Annotated in this window: 12 protein-coding genes; 7 read left to right on the plus strand and 5 right to left on the minus strand. The window is 67.3% G+C overall.

Features of this window, described 5'->3' with window-relative positions; translation table 11 throughout:
- Nucleotides 1-8: 8 nt before the first annotated feature.
- The 3 genes from WME85_RS07390 (at nt 9) to WME85_RS07400 (ending at nt 4,470) form a co-directional block, all read left to right on the plus strand.
- Entirely contained in the window at nt 9-212 is a 204-nt protein-coding gene (locus tag WME85_RS07390) for a hypothetical protein (RefSeq protein ID WP_061626777.1), read from the plus strand.
- 239 nt (nt 213-451) lie between these two features.
- A complete protein-coding gene (locus WME85_RS07395; RefSeq protein ID WP_437836488.1) occupies nt 452-2,803 on the plus strand; it encodes an alkaline phosphatase PhoX in 2,352 nt (783 codons plus the stop codon).
- A gap of 5 nt (nt 2,804-2,808) precedes the next feature.
- The gene (locus tag WME85_RS07400; protein WP_437836490.1) at nt 2,809-4,470 is read left to right on the plus strand and encodes a hypothetical protein; all 1,662 of its coding nucleotides are present in this window, start codon (nt 2,809-2,811) and stop codon (nt 4,468-4,470) included.
- 63 nt (nt 4,471-4,533) lie between these two features.
- Here the strand turns inward: WME85_RS07400 and WME85_RS07405 are convergent, their stop codons facing one another.
- The 5 genes from WME85_RS07405 to WME85_RS07425 form a co-directional block, all read right to left on the minus strand.
- Nucleotides 4,534-5,955: an MATE family efflux transporter gene (locus tag WME85_RS07405; RefSeq protein ID WP_437836492.1), complete on the minus strand. Its 1,422-nt coding sequence runs from the start codon at nt 5,953-5,955 to the stop codon at nt 4,534-4,536.
- A gap of 215 nt (nt 5,956-6,170) precedes the next feature.
- The gene (locus tag WME85_RS07410; RefSeq protein ID WP_437836494.1) at nt 6,171-7,397 is read right to left on the minus strand and encodes an amidohydrolase family protein; all 1,227 of its coding nucleotides are present in this window, start codon (nt 7,395-7,397) and stop codon (nt 6,171-6,173) included.
- Nucleotides 7,398-7,574: 177 nt separating this feature from the next.
- Complete coding sequence (locus tag WME85_RS07415) at nt 7,575-9,938, minus strand: beta-glucosidase (protein ID WP_437836496.1); 2,364 nt, start codon at nt 9,936-9,938, stop codon at nt 7,575-7,577.
- Nucleotides 9,939-9,993: 55 nt separating this feature from the next.
- Nucleotides 9,994-13,314: an NACHT domain-containing protein gene (locus WME85_RS07420; protein WP_437836498.1), complete on the minus strand. Its 3,321-nt coding sequence runs from the start codon at nt 13,312-13,314 to the stop codon at nt 9,994-9,996.
- Between the two features lie 22 nt (nt 13,315-13,336).
- Nucleotides 13,337-14,773: a PfaD family polyunsaturated fatty acid/polyketide biosynthesis protein gene (locus WME85_RS07425; protein ID WP_437836500.1), complete on the minus strand. Its 1,437-nt coding sequence runs from the start codon at nt 14,771-14,773 to the stop codon at nt 13,337-13,339.
- Between the two features lie 507 nt (nt 14,774-15,280).
- On the opposite strand from WME85_RS07425, the gene fabD reads away from it, so the two are divergent.
- The 4 genes from fabD (at nt 15,281) to asnB (ending at nt 21,387) form a co-directional block, all read left to right on the plus strand.
- Complete coding sequence (gene fabD / locus WME85_RS07430; RefSeq protein WP_437836503.1) at nt 15,281-17,137, plus strand: ACP S-malonyltransferase; 1,857 nt, start codon at nt 15,281-15,283, stop codon at nt 17,135-17,137.
- A 527-nt stretch (nt 17,138-17,664) separates the two neighbouring features.
- Nucleotides 17,665-19,146, plus strand: coding sequence for an amidase (locus tag WME85_RS07435; RefSeq protein WP_437836506.1), 1,482 nt, complete (start codon nt 17,665-17,667; stop codon nt 19,144-19,146).
- Between the two features lie 28 nt (nt 19,147-19,174).
- A complete protein-coding gene (locus tag WME85_RS07440) occupies nt 19,175-19,414 on the plus strand; it encodes an acyl carrier protein (protein WP_437836508.1) in 240 nt (79 codons plus the stop codon).
- Nucleotides 19,402-21,387, plus strand: coding sequence for an asparagine synthase (glutamine-hydrolyzing) (gene asnB / locus WME85_RS07445; RefSeq protein ID WP_437836509.1), 1,986 nt, complete (start codon nt 19,402-19,404; stop codon nt 21,385-21,387). The genes WME85_RS07440 and asnB overlap by 13 nt, the downstream gene beginning before the upstream one ends.
- The last annotated feature ends 43 nt before the right edge of the window (nt 21,388-21,430 follow it).

The raw sequence follows: 21,430 nt of genomic DNA on the forward strand, positions 1-21,430 counted from the left end.
GACCCCTCATGCGAGCGCTCTGCCCCTCCTGCGGGCTCCATCACGAGGTAGTCCGTGTCCTCGACGACGGACACGGCGAGCAGCGCAAGGACGTCTACCAGGTCGCGCCGCTCCAGGGCTGCGAGCGCACCTGGATCTCCGACAAGGAGCTGCTCGAGGCGCGCGCGCGCTTCGATCAAGACGTCGTCGTGCCCGACGACGACGACGAGTAGCGCGGCGCCCGGCGGCGGTGATCCCGCTTCCCTCGCGGCGGTGATCTCGCTTTCTATCCCGCCGCGATCGCGCTGTTCGGTGGCTCGCGCGCGGCGGTGACGGCGGTGACGGCGGTGACTGCGCGCGCGCGTGATCCGCGCGGCGTCTGACAAGAACTCGTCGCGCGCGGCGCATCGGGGCGCCACCGTCAGGAGGCATCGTCTCCGGCCAATCACCCGGCGGAGAAGATGCAATGAGGATGAGGCGGACCCAGAGGTCGGCGTTGGTTCTGGTGCTCGCGGGCGGCCTCGCCGCCCTCGGGAGCGGTTGCGGCGGGGGCGAGAACGGAGCGCAGGGCGCGCCTGGCAAGGAAGGCACGCCCGGCAAGGAGGGCGCGCCGGGCGCGGAAGGGCAGCCGGGCGCGGACGGGCAGCCGGGCGCGGACGGGCGGCCCGGTGAGGAAGGCGCGCCGGGCGCGGAAGGGCAGCCCGGGCCGAAGGGCGATCCCGGCGAGGACGCGCCGCCGCGGACCAGCGCCGCGAGCCTCGCGGGCTACGTGAGGGAGCGCGCGGAGATGTTCGCCACCGGCACCTTGCCGCAGGGCGAGCAGTTCCCGCTCCGCGCGGCCGCGACCGACACCATCCGGGCGCTCGCGGGCGTGCGCTCCGACGTCCTCGTGACCTGGCTCGACCCGCTGACCTTCAGCACCGCGCCGGACGCGCCCCGGTTCGGCGCCAACAACGACTACACCGCCTTCTTCGGCGAGGGGTGGTCCGCCACCGCGGGCAATGCGCCGCAGTGGAACGGCTCCGGCGACGCGGGCTGGCTCTGGGTCAACCACGAGTACGTCTCGGGGAAGAGCCCCACGACCACCTCCGCGCCGACCGGGCAGCACCTCACGCTGGCCCGGCACCTGCGCAGGCTCGGCGTCCTCACGAACGACGTCGAGGCGAACGTCTGGTCGCAGGAGGACGTCGACACGTACATCCGCTGGGAAAAGAGGGAGGTCGGCGGCTCCTGGCTCCGGGCCGTGCAGGACCCCGCGACCGGCGCGTGGTCGGTCGACCGGAGCGCGACCGCCGTTCGCTACGACGCGACCAGCAAGACGCGGAGCCGGATCGCGGGGCACCAGCTCTCGAGCCCGGCCAGGGACGACACGACCGGCGCGCCGCTCCCCGAGGGGATCGTGGCCGGCATCATGGGCGACTGCGCCGGCGGGCAGACGCCCTGGGGCACGGTGATCACCGCCGAGGAGAACGTGCAGGACTACTACGGCGACCTCGAGGCGAGCTGGTCCGGCGATCAGAAATTCCTGACCGGGCGGGGCTTCGACCCGGGCGAGCCGGTGAGCCCGGTCTTCGAGGCGAGCGCCACCGCGGAGTTCGGGCGCATCTCCGATCCGAACGGCCAGCAGCCCCGCGACCACTACGGCTACCTCACCGAGATCGACCCCGGGAAGCCCGCGGGCGAGTACGACGGCGCGACGGAGGCGGGCACGGGTCACAAGAAGTTCGGCTTCATGGGCCGCGCCCGCTGGGAGGCCGCGACGTTCGCGGTCGACGGCGACTGGAAGCTCCTGCCGGACAAGCCGATCGTGATCTACGGGACCGACGATCGCCGCGGCGGTCGCATCTACAAGTACGTGACGGCCGGCAAGTACACGGCCGGGATGGCGAGGGCGGAGATCCGCGCGCTGCTCGACGACGGCAAGCTCTACGCGGCGCATTTCGCGGGGCTCGACAACACGACCGGCAACACCCTCGTCGCGACCGGCGCGGCCCCGACCGAGGCGGCCCCCGGCGCGGGGCAGTGGATCGAGCTCTCGGTGGAGAGCGCCGCCATCGCGCCGAACGCGGCCGCGCTCGGCGACGCCACAAAGACGGTCGGCGCCGCGCTGCGCGACGTGAGCTGGAACGGGATCGGCGGCTTCGAGGCGGATCACGACGTCTGGCGCGCGCTGTTCACGGTGAGCAACAAGCTCGGGATCATGGAGCTGAACCGGCCCGAGGACATCGAGTGGAACCCGCGCGACCCGAGCGGCACGCCGCGGGTCTACGTGACGTTCACCAACCACACGGGGCAGACGGCGCTCGATCAGCAGGGCAAGCTCCACGATCCGGCGACGCACGCGACCGTGTCCCCGAAGCGCGCCGACGCCGTGGGCTCGATCTTCGCCCTGGAGGAGGCCGACCCCGCGAGCCCGGGCGCGTCCGCCACGTTCCGGTACTTCGAGGTGTGGCACGGCTCGAAGGCGCAGGGCGATTTCGACGCCTCCTGCCCGGACAACCTGCTCCTCGACCGCGAGGGCGGCGTGTGGTTCGGCACCGACGGCAACTTCGGCGTGGCCTCCCACGCGGACGCTTTCTACTACCTCGATCTCGACCCCGCCCACCGCGAGGGCCAGCCGGACGTGACCCAGCCGAGCTTCGGCAAGGCGTTCCGCGTCCTGGCGCTGCCGAGCGACGCGGAGGCGACGGGCCCGTCCTTCACGCCCGACATGGGCACGCTCTTCGTGTCCGTGCAGCACCCGGGCGAGAACGCCTACAGCACCTGGCCGAGCGGCGATGGCGCCCTGTCGAGCGTGATCGCGGTCACCTTCCTGCCCGAGTGATCTCCGTGCCTGCTCGCCGCGAGCGCCTGCTCTCCGTACCTCTGGCTGTCGCGGCGCTGTCCGCCGTCCTCGCCGCGGCCGCGCGCTGCGGCGGGGGCGACTACGACCCGCTCGCCACCGCGGCCGCGCGCGCCGGGCACGCGGGCAACCCCGAGGCGTCGATCCCGCCGATGTGTTACGCGTCCACGGCCGGCGGCGCGAACGGCTGCTGGACGTGCCACACGATCGGGATCGGCCCGAACACGCTCGCCGATCACGACCTCCAGCGCGAGTACACCTTCTCGGACGCGGCGCGGAGGAACCCCTGGACCAACCTGCTCGAGGACCTCTCGGCGGTCGCCGCGCGGACGAGCGACGCCGAGATCCTCGAGTACATCCGGCAGGACAACTACGCGCCGCTGCGCCGGGCGCTCGCGGCGCGGCCTGATTACCCGGGGTACGTGCCGGATCTCGACCTCGAGGCCGGCCTCGACGACGAGGGCTTCGCGCGCGACGGGAGCGGCTTCCGGGCGGTGCGGTACAAGCCGTTCCCGGGGAGCTTCTGGCCGACGAACGGCAGCGCCGGCGACGTGTTCATCCGGCTACCGGCCGCGTTCCGCGCGGACGCCTCCGGGGCGCCGTCGCGCGAGGTCTACAAGCTGAACCTGGCGCTGCTCGAGGCGGCGATCGCGTCGCCGTCGCCGCTGCCCTCCCGGGTCGGCGACGGCGAGGCGGGGCCTGCGGGCGCCCCGGCGGGGCGGGAGGTCGAGCCGGTGAGCGAGCTGCTCGCCGGCTTCGATCTCGACGGCGACGGCGCGCTCGAGCCGGCGGTGACGCGCGTCGTCCGCCTGCCCGCGCGGTACGCCGGCGCGGCGGCCGGCGTCGCGCTGCGCGCGTGGATCTACCCGCGCGGGACGGAGCTCCTGCACTCGGTGCGGTACCTCGATCCGGATCGCCCGGCGTTGCTCTCGGCGCGGATGAAGGAGCTGCGCTACGCGCGCAAGGTCGATGAGCCGGACGACTGGGCGATCGCGCGCGCGTACGAGCGCGAGGCCCAGGAGAAGGAGGAGGGGCAGCCGCCGTTCCACGCTGGCGGGCCCGAGGTCGGCCTGCGCAACGCGTTCGGCTGGCAGATCCAGGGGTTCATCGAGGACGAGCAGGGCCGGCTGCGGCTGCAGACGGCGGAGGAGCACCGCGCGTGCATGGGGTGCCACGGCGCTGTCGGCGTCGCGGTGGATCACACCTTCTCGCTGGCGCGCAAGGTGCCCGGCGCCGCCGGCTGGCGGCACCAGGACCTGCGCGGCATGCCGGACGTGCCGCAGGCCGGCCATGCGGAGCCCGAGGTGCTGACGTACCTTCGCCGCGCGGGCGGGGCCGACGACTACCGCGGGAACGCGGAGATGCTCGCGCGCTTCTTCCCAGGCGGGGCGCTCGACGAGGCGGAGGTGCGGCGCGGCGCGCCCGGCGGCGACCGCGACCTCGCGTACCTCGTGGCGCCGTCGCGCGAGCGGGCGCTCCTGCTCGACAAGGCGTACCGCGCCCTGGTGCGGGCGCAGCGCTTCGAGGCGGGGCGCGACGTCACGCTCGGCCCCGCGACGGGCGTCCTGCGCGCCGTGGAAGGCGAGTCGACGGGCCTCGGGGAGGCGCAGCGCGTGTACCTCGACGGGAGGGCTCACCTCGCCTGGTGAGGCAACAGCGTCGCCCCTCGCAAGGGCGGATGGGCTTTACCGGACGCCTCCGCGGCCGGGGCCTCAAGCCTCGCCCACATCGCTGGCGAAGCCCTCGGCGGGATCGGACCGAGGCTTCGGCTCCCCCTTCTTCTCGAACGCCTTCTTCCAGTGCCCCGAGAAGTAATACCCCAGACCGACGACCATCGACACGATGAAGCTCAGCGCGATCGCGTACCAGACGCCGGTCACGCTGTTCATCACGCGCGAGAGCCAATAGGCCACGGGGACGCGGATCACCCAGAGGGTGATCAACGAATTCGCGGTGGTGACGACGGTCGCCCCGGCTCCGTTGATGATGCCGTTGCACACGAACGCGACCGCATAGAAGACGTAGCACGGCGCCACGATCTGCAGGTACGCCACCCCGAGCTCGAGCACGGCCGGGTCCCGGGTGAGCACCTTGAGGAGCCCGTCCGGGAAGATCATGGTAACCGCCGAGATAACGACGGTCATCGTCCCGCTGAACGCGCTGCCCCAGGCGAACACCTCGCGTACGCGGCTGTGGTGCCCGGCTCCCAGATTCTGCCCGGCCAGCGTCGAGATCGCCACACCGAAGGTGATCGCAGGCAGGAGGGCGATCTGCTCGATGCGCGAGACAGCGCCGAACGTTGCGGTCGCCGTCTCCCCGAAGCCGTTCACGACCCCGGTCACCATCACCATCCCGAGCGAGACGAGGGATTGCTGAATGGACGCGGGCACACCGATGCGAACCATCTGCCGTATCGACGGCCCGATGTGATCGAGGCGAGGCCACCTCGCCGCGACCGGCGAGCTGTGGGCGCGGAGGTAGGCGTGGAGCACGATCAGCGCGAGGAGGTGAGACACCAGCGTGGCCCAGGCCGTCCCGTTCACGCCGAGCTCCGGCAGCCCCAGCTTGCCGAAGATGAGGAGCGGGTCGAGCACCGTCGTGAGCACGATCGAGCCGAACTGGAAGTAGAGCGGCGTCTTCGAGTCCCCCATTCCCTGGAGCATGCTCCGGGTGGCGTACATCCCGAAGTTGAAGGGCAGCGAGAGGAAGGAGATGCGCAGGTAGTCCACCGACTCCGGCAAGATGTCGGCCGGTGTATCCATTGCCCGGAGGATCGATGGGGTGAAGATTTCTCCCAGGATCGTGAGCACGATCCCGATGCTGTAGATCAGCACCGTCGACCCATCCACGACCCGCCGCAGATCATCGAACCTCTTGGCGCCGAAGCTCTGCGACACGAGGATGTTCGTCGCCAGCGTCATCCCCATCCCGAGGCCGAAGATGGTGAAGATGACGGGGAGGCTCACCGTGACGACTGCTAGCGCCCCGGTGCCGAGGTATTGGCCGACCCAGATCGCGTTGATGAAGCTATGGGCAATCTGGAAGATGCTCCCGATGAGCATCGGGAGCGAGAAGGTGACGATGTGCCTGGGAATGCTCCCGACGGTCAGATCGGTTCCGGATTTGGTGTTCATACGCGGTGTGGTGGCGGGGGGGCCGTCGCTCAAGGCTCGGCCGCTCGTGGCCCATCTCGGCGGCGCAGTTTACATGTCGAAGCAACCACGGACGCTGTCGTGTCCGCCGGGGACGACAACCCGGCTGGCGGAGGCGGGCTCGCGCGAGTCTGCCACGCTCACCTCAGCTGATCGAGAGCCGCGCGAGCCTCGGTCTCAGAATTGAACGGTCCTCGTCAAACGGCAAACCGATACAGCTTCGCGGCGTTGTCGTGCACGATCTTCGCGATCTCGTCCTCGGGCACACCCGCGAACTGCTTCTCCACCACCGTTTGGGAATCCGGCCACGTGGACTCGGCGTGAGGATAGTCATTACCCCAGATCAGGCAGTCCAGACCGGTCTCATGGCGATTCTTGATCGCGAAGGGATCCCACTGGAAAGTGCACGAGATCTGGCGCTGGATATAATAGCTGGGTAGTTCCTTGAGCGTCGTCAAGGGAAAGTGGAAAAACTTCGAGTGCTCGCGACCCGAAGGATCAACGGTATAGTAATCGAGCGCCTGCATCGCCCAACCCAGCCAGCCGGCGTGCAGCTCCGTGAACACGACATGGAGGTTCGGGTGACGTTCGAGGGCACCGGAGTTGACGAACATCGCGACGAACTCCGCCGCTCCGCCGCCCATGCCGAGCCATCCGTTCAGGGGGCCCGCGACGTTCTCCTCGCGCTTCACCATGCCCCATGGCGCCGGCTGGTTGAGCGAGCAATGCAGAGCAAGCGGAACTTTCAGGCTGGCGCAGGCCTCCCAGAACGGGTCCCACTCCCTCAGGTACCACGGCTTCTCCGGGATGATCTCGGGCAGCACGGCCGGCCGTAGCCCTCGGCCGGCGGCCCGCACGAGCTCCTCCACGCAAGCGGGAATCCCAGCCACGATGGGCAGGGTGATCCCGGGAGCGAACTGGCCGAAATAATCCTTGTACGTATCCGCGTACCAATCGTTCATGAGCCGGCTGAGGGCCACGGCGCCGTCCGGATCTCTGATGGCGGAAAACGCGTACGAGGCACCGTCGAGCAGAACCTCGGCCACGACGCCATCCTTCTCCATGTCGGCCAGGCGTCCCTTCGGATAGAAGCTAGGCACCGAGGGCTGATGCGACTCGCCGAACAGAGTTCGAGCCAGGCTCGCCTCGTCGTCCGGATCGATCTTGACGCCGGCCGCCATCTGCTTGTACTGCTCTATGAAAGCGTTGCTTTTCTCGTCGGTGTCCAGCGAGTACATGAGCGCGAACTCGGGACGGACGAAATACGTGCCGTCCGCTCGCCTCTCGAGATGCGGAACCTGCTTACGGTACTTCTCCGGCAGCCCATCGGCCACCTGAGGTGGAACCGTGATGTGAGAATCCGCCGTGATCAGTCGCCGCTTCTTCGCGACCGTTGTGGAGGTGGCGTCGCTCGCAGTTGACATAAGCACTCTCCTTATCGGTGGTCTGTCCGGCTTCGCGCGTTGCGTGCCGGCGGATTGGGTATAGGTTATCAGCGGATTGGCTATAGTTTGTGCTATGCCATGATGTGCTCAGCGCCGCTTGTCGAAACCAAGCGGTGGAGTGCGTCTCTTCCTGACGACCTCAGCAGCTGCTAGTTGTCAACGCCTCGCTCGGAGGAACATCACGGACTTCGTCAAGGCATGGGGATCGCGCGACGACGAAGCTGCCATGAACCGGTAGCGGCCCGCGTTCACCTTCCACGCGTGTGTCGTGACATTCCACGTCGCGAGTCGCTGGGCCGGTACGACGAAGCTCAGCATCCGCGACTCTCCCGGCGCGAGCCACACCTTTTTCCAGTCCACCAGACGCTGCGGCGGCTCCCCCAGACCCGTCGGCAACGTCGCGTACACCTGCGCCGTCTCCGCGCCGGCGACAGGTCCCTCATTCGTGACGGTGAACGAGACCGTGACGTTTCCCTTCAGATCGGCCGTGGCGACCATGTCCGAGTATCCGAACGTCGTATACGACAGGCCGTGCCCGAACGGAAATAGCGGCTCAACCGCCTTTGCGTCGTACCAGCGGTACCCTATGAGCAACCCCTCGGTGTACCGGACGATCGGGTCGCTCGAGGAAATGGTCGGTTGCGGCAGGTCCTCGTCGCGTCTCGGGAACGTGATCGGAAGCTTTCCGGACGGGTTCACGTCGCCGAACAGAAGATCGGCGATCGCCTGACCGCCGCGCACGCCCGGATACCATGCCTCCAGTACGGCATGCACGTGATCGAGCCACGGCATGGTGACGGGGCTGCCGGTCTCCAGCACGACGATGGTGCGCTTCGCCTTCGACGCCACGGTCTCGATGAGCACGTCCTGGTCGTAGCTCTGATTCACGGGATCGGTGGTCGGATCCGGCAGGCTCAGGGTCGGAAGATCGAGCGCCTCGGTCTCCCACTGCGTGGCGAACACGATGGCGACATCCGCGTTCTCGGCGGCGTTCGCGGCGGCCTCCGCATCGGTGCCGTCGAAGTACGTGACCGTCGCCAGCCGCGCCTTGGCCTGAATCGCCGCGAGCGGCGCCGACTTGTACCAGGTCGCGCACCGCGGGATCGGGAGCGTCCCGGGCTCTGGCGCTGGCTCCTCACACCCGGACACGGCGTTGCCGTCCGGCGACGGCACCGCGCCCGACCCGCCGCCCGACAGCACGCCCACGTCGGCGTGCCCGCCCACAACGACGACCGACGAGAGGTCCTCCGCGGTGAGCGGAAGCGCCTTCTGCGCCGTCCCGGGCACGGTCGCGTTCTTCAGAAGCACCGACGACCGTTGCGCGACGGCCAGCGCGAGGGCCTGCCCGGCCTCTTCATCGATCGCGCCTGAAGGGGTCGGCGGCGCATCGAAGATCCCAACGTCAATGAGCGCCCTCAGCTTGCGCTGCACCATGTCGTTCAAACGGGACATGGAGACCTCACCGCCGTCGACGGCAGCTCGCAGCGCTGTGCTGAAGAAGGGCCCAAAACCCGGCGGGACCGCCACGCCTTCCGGCACGCTCGGTTGCTCCTCGTCGAGCCCGGCGAGGGCCGCGGGCGCGGTGCTGTGCGTCGCAGCCCAGTCCGACTGAACGACCCCCTTGAAGCCCCACTCCTTCTTGAGGACGTCCGTCAACAAATACGGATTCTCGCAAGCGTACGTGCCATTCACCTTGTTGTACGAGCACATCACGCTGGCTGGCTTTCCGCGCTTGACGGCGATCTCGAACGCCAGGAGCTCGGTCTCGCGCATCGTCCGCTCATCGACCTGCGAGTCGGACGCCGCGCGGTTCGTCTCCTGTCCATTCATGGCGTAATGCTTGACGGTCGCCAGGACCTTCTGCGACTGCGTGCCGATCGTGCGGGAGGCGATCATCTCGCCGCTGAGGACGGGATCTTCCCCCATGTACTCGAAGGTGCGTCCGCTGCGCGGCTCGCGCGCGAGGTTGATCCCGCCGCCGAGCGCCTGTGTGTATCCGAGGGTCCGCAGCTCGATGGCGATGCGCTCGCCGTATTCCTCGGCGAGCTCGGTATCCCAGCTCGCTGCGAGCGCGATCGGCGCGGGAAGTGGGGTCGCGCGCGTGCCGTCGATGTTGACGCCACACGCGCTGTCGGCGCTGGTCACCTGGGGAATGCCGAGGCGCGGGATCCCGGGAATGTAGCCTGCGCCGTTCAGCGCCTCCGGCGGGAACGTGCCCCACCCCATCCTCGGGACTCCGGTGCCGTGCACGAGCGCGATTTTTTCATCCGTCGTCAGCCGGGCAACGAGCGCTGCCGCCCGTCGACCTGCCACGTCAAACAGGTCAGCACGCAGTGTCGCCAGTTGATTGGCGATCACGTCCGGATCATCCGTCGCGTCCTGGTTCGGGGGCTCCTTCGTGGCCTCGGGCTCGCTCTGGTGGACTTCGTCCTGCGCGTCGTCGCTCGGTGTACACGCTGCTGTCGTGATGATCGCTCCGCACGCGAGGGCGGTCGCCGAACGAAAATACGAAGGATTCATGGTTCCTCTTCGGGCACTTGCTGCCTGTCAAGACGCGCGCGACCGCGCGCGGAGCTCAGTGTAGCTCACGGGGACGGACGACGTCACGGGGAAGATTCGCGTCGATATGCCGATAGCACTCATCCGACCCCAGCTTCTGCTCGATCTCATGGAATCGCTTTTGCAATGCATCGAGGTGTCGCCGCTGGCCCTGCTGCACAGCCCGCTTCCAGATCACGCAGTAGTGTCGAATGGATTCGACGAAGCGCCCCTCTTGATAGTCGAGGTCGGCCTTCAATCCCTCCAGCATGTCGCCGAAGCGGTCCGCGTCGCCCATGGCGCTCAGGCGAGCGACGACGGCTCGTGCCTCGGCATACGCACCGCGTGACGCCCGTGCCATCGCGACTTCGAAAAGCTGCTGAGCCTGGAAGCCGGGAGGCGCATCCGTGTAGGGGATCTCGTCGACGATCTTCTGCTCGTATGACGAGGTCTTCTCGGGCTCGCCGAGCTCGGTGTGGCACAGCGCGAGCGCCTTGAGCGCTTGGATCACCGAAGGCCACGCTCCGAACCGCTCGGCGACGCTCAGCGCCTTTTCGTTGATCGCGATCGCCGCCCGCCAGTCTCTCCGGGCTCGATAGAGGGGATCGAGGAACGCCGCGACCCGCTGGAGACTGGCTGCGCCGCGGTTGTCCAGAGAGTCCGGAGCGAGCGCGCGAGCCCATCGCTCCCACGCGGCGGCTCCATCGACGAGCGCCCTGGCCTCCGACGCACCACGCGCGGCGAGCGCGTCAATCGCGAGCGCCAACCAGGCGAGCGCCGCGTCCGGCAGCTCGCCGTGACCGACCCGAGGCGCGGGCGAGCGCGCGAGGACGTCGAGTGACCAGGCCGCGCTCTCGCCCCCGAGCTGCGCCTGCCGCAACAGCAGATCGAACGCGTGTTTCGTCGACAGGAATGCTCGATGCTCCTCGCGGAACCACAGTCGTTCGAGGTGAGGAACCCAGTGCCGGCGGTTGACGAGCAGATAGCGAGTCAACGCCGGATCTCCCTGGCCCCGTTGGAGGTGCGTGCTCAACATGCGGAGGCCTTCGCAGAGCGTCTGGCTGAAGGCGAGACGGAGATCGTCCTCGACCCCGCTACTAGGAGAGCGCTGCTTGCGCTTGTCTTCCAGAAAGGGCAGACAACGCGGCTCGACGACGTGACCGTGCGCGAGGCGCGTCAGAAATCCGGACCGCTGCCAGCACGAGAATCCGTCCGAGAACGCGGCCTTCTCGTCGCCGAAGGCGGCGAGAAGCCTCTTCGCGGGCTCGAACGGTTCGTTGCGGTCGACGACGACCATGAGCATCTCGATGAACAGTCCTTCGACTTCGGAGGCCAGGAGCAGCAGGTGCTGCCACTGGCGCGGCATGTCGGCCCACTGCCACTCGTAGAACGAATCGACGAGCGATGGCCGGCCGATCGTCCGACGTCCGATCTCCTCGACCAGATCTCGAGTCGTCAGCCCGGCGAGCAACGGGACGACGTGCTTCAGCAGGAAGGGATGGCCTGCCGTCGTCGCCAGGAGCTTGGGCCAGTCTTCGTCACGATCGCGACCCGCGAGCTCGTTCGCGCGGAGCAGCGGAGCGGTCAGGACGCGTTGCTCGATGGTGGAGAGGGCCTCCAGCTCCACCTCGACGAGCTCCGATGGGAGAGTCGCGAGACGCCGGCTGCCCGTGATCAGAACGATGTGCCCGTCGGCGATCCATTCGCGCACGAGGTCGAGCAACGCCGCCGATCGGGCCGCACGAGGATCCTCGTCGGAGATCTCGGGCAGGTCGTCGAGCACGAAGCAGCAGCGCCGCTTCCTCAACGCCGCCCTCGCTTCGACCCTTCGATTCGGCTCGAGGCCGAGGACCGGAGCCATCATCTCCAGCATCGAGTCCGCCGAGTAGAAGTCGGCGACGTAATCGAAGCAGAACGCGAAATCGATGATGTCGCGCTGGGCCAGGTAGAGGGCGACCCGATGCGCGAGGTGCGTCTTGCCGGTGCCTGCTCGGCCGGTGACCACCACCGCGCGCCGGCCCTGCCCGAGCACGCCGAGCACGGCGACCGCTTGCCTGTCGCCCGCGTCCTCGACGAGGGGGGGCAGCAAGGTCGCCTTGAATCCCCAGAGCCGATCGCGAGCTCGCGCGAGGCTCGGCGACTCCTCCGGCGGCAGACGCGGCTGCGCCGCGTCGAAGAACTTGACGTGCTGGCCGCCGTAGTGAACGAGCAACGGCCAGCTCTGGAACGGCACCGGATGCGAAGTGAACCGGGATGTCTCGGCGCTCTCCTGCAGCGCCCTCCGTGCCTCGACGACGGCGCGACCGAGCGTCAGCCCGGCGGTCAGCTGGCCGTAGACGAGCCGGAAGCACCGGCCGCTCGTCCACGGGTCGGTGACGTGCGACAGCCCGATGATGTTCTTGAGCCTCGCCGCGCGGGCTGCGCGGGCGACTGCGGCGAGGGCGGGAGCCGCGGCCACGGGCAGCCGGCCTTCGAGGTAGCCACGTGCGTCGAAGGCGAGCACCGCCACTCTGTTCTCTACCAGCGCGCTGGCGAAATCCGTCACCGCGACGGGCACCGGCTCTTCGCCCGACGGATCGAGGACCACACGGGGCGTCGCGCCGTCCAGGAGCACGGGACCGTCGTAGTGCACGATGTGCACAGGGCGCGCGCGATCGGCGAGCCGTTTGCAGAGCGCGTCCCAGCTCGCGTGCGCGAAGATCTCGAGGTCGATTCCGAATCCGAACGGTTCCATCGTCAGCGCGAGCGCGTCGGTGGACGCGAAAGGCAAGGCCTCGCGGTGCGCTCGGGACACCACGTGCAAGATGCGCAGCGGGGCCTGACGCGTGTCCTCGCTGCCCTGGCGAGCTCCGCCGAGCTGCTGCTGCAGCGCCGCCACGGCCTGAGGGACGGGGACGGTCACGCCGAGGTCGTAGACGACGTCGGCGTCGTCCTCCGAGAAGCCGCCGTCGCGCGGAAAGCGACGAACGAAGTCTTTCGATATCGCGGACAGCACATTCCCGCTCGACGGGACGGCGAGAAGCTCCCATGGTCGCTGGAAGAACTCGAGGCGCCCGGACTCGATGAGCACCGCGAGATCCTGGGCCGACCGCTCGAGCGTTTCGGCCTTCGCGTCTGCCAGCAGGGCGCCGCCCAGGGCCCTGCCGATCTCGACGATCATCGAGGCAGCGCCGCGGTCGTCCGCGCTCGACGGGTCGTGCGGATACTCGGCGAAGTACCACCGCAGCGTCTGCTGAAGATCGCCCCCGTCCGCCGTCCCCGTGAAGTCCACGAGCGAGCTCTCGGATCCGTCGAGCGAGATCTCGATCTCGTCGCGTCCGTCGGCGCTGGGCTTGTCAACGATTCTCAACGTGGGCATCGCAAGGCTCGCGTCCGGGAGGCTACCGCCTCGACAGGGGGTCACTCGCGATGCCGCGGCCGGTCGCCGCGTCACCGCCGTTCATCGCGCTGAAGCGCTCGGTCAGCAGCTCCGCGGTGCCGCGCATGAGCCTCTCCGCGATGTCGGCGACGTGACGATTCTGCCATGGCTCAATGTCCGTGCCCCTGACCCAGCGGTTGAACGCTCCGAGCGCAGGACCGCAATGAATCTGGTAGTCGAAGCGCTCTTCTTCGATGCCATCCAGGGCGAGCCGTGTGGTGTGGGCGAAGTACCATCGGAACACCGCCGCCATCTTCTGTTTCGGGCTGCGCTCGATCTCGCCGAGCTTTCGTGGATTCGTCCCGGCATAGTACGCCCTCGTCTCCTCCCAGACTTGCTCGAACGACCGCTTGAAATACTTCTGCTCGATCTGGCGTCGCGTCGGCGGATCGATCTCGTCGAGCGAGCTGTGACGCATGTACAGCTCGTGCAGCCTGTTCGCACGCGCGGGGAAGAAGAGACCGCGGCGCACGACCTGGACCTTCGCGCCCAGCTCGAACATGTCCCCGGCCGGAGCATACGCCGTGTCTTGGACGTCGATCTGCTGCAGGAGCGCCTTCACTGAGTCGCTCGTGCGCGCTTCGCGCGTGCACTGATTGATCGAGCCGGTCAGGATGAAGTCTGCCCCCATCACGAACGCAGCTGCGGCCGCTGCCGGTGCGCCGATGCCGCCGGCGGCGCCGACGCGGATGCGGCGGCGGTAGCGATATCTCGCCATCATCTCGTCGCGCAGGGCGAACATCGCGGGCATCAAGGCGTACGCGACCCCTCGATCCGTGTGGCCTCCGGAGTCGGCCTCCACGCACACGTCGTCCGCCATCGGGACGAGCCCGGCAAGCTCCGCCTCGCGCGGCGTGAGCCGACCCGAGGCGACGAGGTCCCTGAGCACGCTGTCCGGCGGCGGCTGCATGAACGCAGACGCGACTTCGGGGCGCGATACCTTCGCGAGGACGCGATGCGCCGGAACGGCGCCCATCTCGGGATCGGGGCGAATCCCCTTGACGCGATAGCGCACCAGGGCCGGCGTGATGCGTATGAACGCGGCGGCCTCCACGCAGCGGATCCCGTACCGAAGGTAGAGGTCGACCGTCCGCTCCTCCTGGTCCGGAGCTTCGGGGTTCGACAGGAGGTTCATCCCATACGAGCCTCCCGGCGCGTTCGACAGCTCGGCCTGGATGTAGCGGATGGAGGACTCGACCTCGTCCAGACCGAGACCGCCGGTGCCCAGGAAACCGATGAGGCCGGCTTTGCCCATCGCGACCACCAGCTCCTTGGACGCGATGCCCTTGTACATGGCGCCGGCCACGTACGCGTACTTGAGCCCGTAGTCCGCCCGGAACTCCGGATTACCTAGCGATGTCGAATTGATCATGTTGATCACGTTGATCATGTTGATCATCCCGCGTGACAGTCTTCCGGCGCCCGAGACCTCCGAGCGGCGCCGGGCGCGTCCGCGGTGAGGGCGCTCCAGTCGACCGCAGACGTCGCGATGGAGGTCACTTATCGAAGCACGCGACCGCGGGCGGCGAGCAATGGAAACGGGAACGGTGCGGCAGTTTGGCCCATCGCCTCGCGGAGTCGCTGTGCTGGATTGTCAAAATTCCACCAACGTCGAAACGACGCGCCGCACTGGCCGCGCCGCATTACGTATGGTACGCTACCTCCTACGTCCAGCGCAACGGTTTCTCTTCAGTTTCTCTTCGCAGAGCTCGTATGACAGCTGCGAGACGTCGGGGTGAACTGCCTGAGGAGCCGTCACCGCAGGGCACCGCGTTGTGCACAACTGCGCGATTCCGTCGCATTCGGGCGACTTGCCGTGACCTCGCAGGCCGATTCAAACGTCCCCGCCTTGGGTCAGCGAGACCATCCACGAGCGCCGTGATGGGTTCTTCATAGGAGCAGCATCGTGTCGACGACGAAGACGATCTTCCTGTTCTCGGGTCAGGGCTCACACTACTTTCAGATGGGGCAAGAGCTGTACGAACGGCAGGCGACGTTCCGGCAGTGGATGGATCGTTTGGACGTCGTGACGCGCGATCTCTCCGGAGCCTCGGTCGTGGAGGCGCTCTACAAGCGCGGGCACGGGAAGGGCGATCTGTTCGACCGAACGCTGCTGAGCCATCCGGCGCTCTTCATGGTCGAGTATGCGCTTGCCCGAACGCTCATCGAGGCCCGCGTCGAACCGGAAATGGTCCTCGGCGCGAGCCTCGGGACCATCACGGCGGCGACCATCGCGGGGTGCCTGGACGTGGAGGACGGGCTCAAGGCGGCGATCCAGCATGCGAAGACTCTGGAGTCCACCTGCGAGCCGGGAGCGATGATCGCCATCCTGGCGCCTCTCCGTCTCTTCGACGAGGCCGGCTTGCAGCGCTACGGGGAGCTTGCCGCCGTCAACTTCGACGGGAATTTCGTGCTCTCTCTTCGCACGCACGACGTCCCTGCCGTGCAGGAGATCCTGCGCGGGAAAGGGGTCACGCTCCGCAGGCTGCCGGTGTCGTTTGCGTTCCACTCGCGGTGGATCGATCCGGCGGAGACGTCGTTCCAGCGGCACATGCGATCCGTGAGCATGCGGCGGGGCAATCTCCCCCTGGTCTGCTGCGCACGCGCGCAGCCCCTCGACCCGCTGTCGGCAGACCACTTGTGGAAAGCCACCCGGGATCCCATTCGGTTCCAGGACACCCTTCGCCGCTTGGAAGCGAGCGGCCCGCATCAGTACGTCGACATGGACCCGGCCGGTACGCTCGCGACCTTCGTCAAATACAACCTGGCGCAGACGCCCTCTGCATCGAAGTTCGACGCGGTCTTCTCGCCTTTCGGCCAGGCGATGGCTCGGTTCACGGCCATCACCGAGAGGCTGGCCGCGCGACGCGCGCCCGCCGTGAGCGTCGCGAGCCCGATCGCGTTCATGTTCCCCGGGCAGGGCTCGCAGAAGCGCGGGATGGGCGCGGGGCTCTTCGACAGCGTGCCTCAGTACCGCGCCGTCGAGGAGGAGGTCGATGCTCTGCTCGGGTATTCGCTGCGCACATTGTGCCTGGAAGACCCGAAGAACGTCCTCAGGGAGAGCCAGTTCACGCAGCCCGCGCTCTACATGGTGAACGCGCTCCACCACTATCAGCTGCTCGCCGAGGGGCTGCGGCCCGACTACATCGCGGGCCACAGCCTCGGGGAGTACAATGCGCTGCATGCGGCGGGGGCGTTCGACCTGCTGACCGGTCTGCGTCTGGTGAAGCGACGCGGCGAGCTGATGTCGCAGGCCAAGAACGGAGGCATGGCCGCGGTGATCGACATGGACGAGCGCGGGACCAGGCAGGTCCTCGAGGAGAACGGCCTCGGCACCATCGACGTCGCGAACTTCAACGCGCCCGGGCAGATCGTCATCTCGGGGCCCCTCGACGACATCTCGCGGGCCAAGAGCCTCTTCGAACGAGCGGGTGCACGCTCCTTCATACCGTTGCCGGTCGGCGCCGCGTTCCATTCGCGTTACATGGTGGACTCCGCGCGCGCGTTCGCCGACTTCCTGGCGCCGGTGACCTTTGCTCCCCTGCAGCTGCCGGTCATCTCGAACGTCACCGCGCGCCCGTACGAGGGGGGCGACCCCTCGGTCGTGATCAAGTCGCTGCTCGTCGAGCAGATCACGCGCCCCGTTCAGTGGACGCAGAGCGTGAAATTCCTCCTCGATAAGGGCGTCAGGGACTTCCGAGAAGCGGGCCCCGGGAACGTGCTCATGAAGCTCTTAAATAAGATTCAGCCGCCGGCGGCCTGAGCAGAGGCCGGAGGCTGCCTCCAGGCCACGCCTGTAACCGAAAGTGGGGCGCGCTCGCCGGCGACGCGCACTGTCGAATTCGTGCTTCGTGAGCGCCTGGCGCGCGCGACACGATGATACGGTCGAGCTCGGTATAGCTCCCACAATGACGCCGGCGTTGGCTCGAAATCGCGATGGCTGGGCGTCCTGCGGGTCGGCGAACAGCCATTGCCAGGCTCTGGCATTGACAGGATGAGGGCTCCGTCGTGCGATCGCTGCACCTTCAACCTTGCGCATCGCCTGTCAGCGTGCTAACAACCCCATCGCGCCCTGTGAGATGGCCCGCACCGCACGAGGCGAGGCATCCCCGATCCAGGGAATCCCTGCGAGTGCGTGCCAGAATCGGAATCCCCATCAGCGCATTGATGAAGGGGTGGATGTTGAGCGCATAAGTCACTGTCAATTCGCAGCATGGGTCGGACACTCACTGATAGCCTGACGAGCTGCGATGAGCATGGGTCTGTCTTTTATTGATAGACTCACGAGCTATGATGAACATCGGTCGTTCACTCACTGATAGCCTGACGAGCTACGATGCGCTCTCGCTGGCCGAGGCGATCCGGGCGAGGGAGCTGTCATCCGAACAGGTGATTGCTGCGCACCTCGAGCGCATCGAGAGCCTTAACGGGAGGTTCAACGCTCTGGTCACGGTGGACCAGGAGCGAGCGCTCCGCTCCGCCCGCGAGGCGGACGCCGAGCTGCGCGAGGGCAGGGTGAGGGGGCCGCTGCACGGGGTGCCAGTGACCATCAAGGACGCGTTGCTGACCGCGGGCTTGCGAACGACGGCCGGTCATCCCAAGTACGCCCGGCTCGTCCCCGACACGGACGCCTGGGTCGTCGACAAGCTGAAGGCAGCCGGCGCCATCGTCATCGGAAAGACGAACTGCGCCGCGCTCTGCAGCGATGTCCAGACGACGAACAAGGTCTTCGGGGTCACGAACAATCCGTGGGGCGTCGGCCGGACGGCAGGCGGCAGCTCGGGCGGCGAGGCGGCAGCCGTGGCGCTCGGAATGTCGCCGCTGGGCATCGGCAGCGATACCGCCGGCAGCATACGCATCCCATCGAGTTACTGCGGGGTTTTCGGCCTCAAGACGTCGATCGGAAAGATCCCGAGAGACGGTCACCTCCCGTTGCACGACGAGACGCACGCCAGACCGGACAGCCTCACGGTCATCGGGCCGATCGCGCGCTCGATCCGCGATCTGACGCTCTGCTACGAGGTCTTGACCGGCGAATCGACGCCGACGGGAGCGCCTGCGGCGCCGCCGAGGATCTTCTGGACGCAGGACTTCACGACGCAGGTGATCGACGACGAGGTCGCCCGAGTGCTCGACGAGACGTTCTCGCTTCTGACCCGCGCAGGAGCGGACGTGAAGAAGGTCGCGCCGCCGTTCGCTCTGGAGAGGCTGTTCTCCACGTACATGCGGCTGTACATGTTCGAGTTCGCGCCCGAGGACATCTCGCCCGCCTTGCTGCCGCTGTTCTTCGCGTCTGAGGCGATGCGGTCCCCGTTTCGTGGCGGCGCGCGCGGGAGCTACGAGCGACTGAAGCGGGAACAGTCGGCCCTGAAGCGCACGATGGACGAGTTCCTGCAAGGCTGCGACTGCTGGGTGCTGCCGGCCACGCCGTCGACCGCCTTCGATCATCGAAAAACGGGGCGGGGCATCCCGGTCACTTCGCGGGGTCGCACGAAGAAGCTCAGCTACTGGGAGGCCTCGATCGGCTTCACGTACCCGCTCAACCTGTTGGGGAATCCGAGCATCGTCATCCCGCTGGGGGGGGGCAAGGAGGGGATGCCGATCGGTGTTCAAGTCGTCGGGCGGCTCGGTGAAGACAGGAAGCTACTCAGCGCCGCCGAGCACGTCGCGCGAAAGATCGGCGTCGCCTGCTGGAATCCTCCAGCTCGACTCGGGAGCTTGCTCGAGCGGCCGCCTCTTGCGGTATCAACTCCCCAAACTGCGGGTATTTAGAATGGTCAAGTCAGAGATCGTTGAGTACATGCAAAGGACATTCCTCTTCACGTTCAACGAGGAGATCGACGAGTCGACGGACCTCTTCAAGGCAGGAATCATGGATTCCTTCGGCTACATGCAGCTGATAGACTTCCTGCAGAAGAATTTCCAGATCACGTTTTCGAACGGCGAGCTCCTGTCGAACGTGCTGGCTACGCTCTCCGCGATCGTCGCAACCGTCGAGGCGAAGCTCGATGAAGCGCAGCACGCCAAATGTGCGGAATAGCGGGGTTCTACGGAGAGCACCTGCCGCGGACCGCCACGGAAGAGCGGCTCGCGGAGATGCTGCGGCTCATCCGGCATCGAGGTCCCAACGAGGCAGGTATCTACCTCTCGGACCGCGTGTGCATGGGGACCGTGCGGCTCAGCATCGTCGGCGTCGCGACCGGGCAGCAGCCGATGAGCGACGCCGACGAGCGGTTTATCCTCTGCTACAATGGAGAAGTTTACAACTACGTGGAGCTCAGAGATGAGCTGAAGTCGCTCGGTTATCGCTTCTCGACCGAGTCGGATACGGAGGTGGTCCTCCGCGCGTGGCAGGCGTGGGGCGCGCGATGCCTGAGTCGGTTCAACGGCGGCTTCGCTTTCGCGCTGTACGACCGGCGCGAGGAGGCGCTGTACCTCGCCCGCGATCGATACGGCAAGCGGCCCCTCTTCTACGCGAGGCATGGATCCCACGTGCTCTTCTCGTCCGAGATGAAGAGCTTCCTGGCGGTCGAGGACTTCTCCTTCGAGCTCGATCCTCGCCAGCTCGCGTCGATCCTGACGCTGTGGACGCCGATCGCCGACCAGAGCGGGTTCAAGGACGTCTGGCAGGTGCCCCAGGGATCCTACGTGAAGATCTCGAATTCGGGGCTGGAGATCCACCGTTACCATCGGATCGACTTCGTCGCGCCGCGCGAGGTGCGCTCCGAGGCGGAGGCGCTCGAGGAAGTCGGCGCCGCGCTCCGGCGCGCGGTGGAGCTCCGCCTGCGAAGCGACGTCGAGGTGGGGATGTACTTGAGCGGGGGGCTCGACTCGTCGATCGTGGCGAGCATCCTGGCCGAGCGGGCCACCGGTAGATTCCGGACGTACTCCGTCGAATTCGAGGACGCCGAGTTCGACGAAACGTCCGACCAGCGGCGCATGGCGGCTCACGTGGGCTCCCGGCACCGCGCCGTCCGCGTGACGGACGAGATGATCGCCGGGAGCTTCCCGGCGGCCGTCTTTCACGCCGAAGTGCCGGTGTTCAGGACGGCGCTCGTCCCGATGTACCTGCTGTCGCAGCTCGTGCGCGACGACGGCATCAAGGTGGTGCTCACGGGCGAAGGCGCGGACGAGGCCTTCCTGGGTTACGATCTGTTCAAGGAGACCTTGCTGCGCCGCGCCTGGAACAGCCTCGACGAGGCCGGCAAGCTGGCTCGGCTGCGTCAGCTGTATCCGTATCTCAAGCACTACGCCGGGCGGGAAGCCACCGAGCTGTTGGGACTCTACCAGCCGTTCTCCGAGGAGCGTTACCCGGGCTTGTTTTCGCACGAGCTGCGCATCCAGAACGGCCTCTTCTCGCGACGTCTGCTGAGGGCGCGGACCGACGCGCTCGAGCCGGTTCAGAGGCTGATCGCGGAGCACGGCTCCTTCGGAGGCCTGTCGGACACGGAAAAGGCCCAGTGGCTGGAATATCAAAGTCTCCTGCCGGGCTATCTGCTTTCCTCGCAGGGAGATCGGATGGCGCTGGCGCACTCGGTGGAGAACCGGTGTCCATTTCTCGACCCGGACGTCGTCGAGCTCTCGGCCGCGGTGAATCTGAAATTCGACGATGGAACGGACGAGAAATACCTGCTCAGGAAGGCGTTCGCGCGCGCGTTGCCGGCAGAGAACGCCCGGAAACGAAAATATCCCTACCGAGCGCCGGACAGCAAAGCGTTCGCCAGCAGCCGACCGGAGTACCTGGAGCTCGTTCGATCGGAGCGCGAGCTCGCGAACAACGAGGTCCTCGACCCGGCGTTCTGCAAGCTGCTCGTGAACAAAGTGCTCAGCACGCCCAGCGGAGAGGTCAGCACCAAGGAGAATCAAACCTTCGTGTTCTTGCTCAGCATCGCGGTCCAGCACCACCAGTTCGTCCGCCGGAACATCTCGGACGTCGCGCAGAATCCACCCGTCGACGATCTGATGGTCAAGCGGGTGGACCATCGTTCGCGACACGGGTTCGAGGAGCGCTGATCGCCGACGAGCGACAGCGGCTCGAACGACAAGGATGTTTCCC

It is taken from the genome of Sorangium sp. So ce1153 (genome assembly GCF_051521595.1).
Lineage (GTDB): Bacteria > Myxococcota_A > Polyangia > Polyangiales > Polyangiaceae > Sorangium.